The sequence below is a fragment of the Micromonospora sp. DT4 genome, from assembly GCF_049841675.1.
Lineage (GTDB): Bacteria > Actinomycetota > Actinomycetes > Mycobacteriales > Micromonosporaceae > Micromonospora.
In genome coordinates this window covers 1-207 of record NZ_JBNCKT010000549.1, presented here as the reverse complement: position 1 = coordinate 207, position 207 = coordinate 1, and the positions used below count along the sequence as shown (strand labels likewise).

At 68.1% G+C, this 207-nt stretch carries 1 pseudogene; it reads right to left on the bottom strand.

Going from position 1 to position 207, the window contains the following annotated elements:
* Nucleotides 1-207: pseudogene (locus tag ACLQ24_RS30820) on the bottom strand (hypothetical protein); the annotation flags it as partial.

Sequence of the window (207 nt, the reverse complement as noted above, 5' to 3'; positions counted from 1 at the left end):
GATCTGCTCGTTGGTCAGGCCCCTCGTCACCCAGTGCAGCAACTCGATCTCACGTTCGCCCAACGCGAGATGGCGGCACTCGGCGTCCCCGGTCAACATGCCCAGCATGTCGGCGGCCAGGTGCATCCCACCGTGCCGTACCGCGTCGACGGCGAGGAGCAGGTCGTCGACCTCCGTGTCACGGGTCAGGAAACCTCGCGCGCCGGC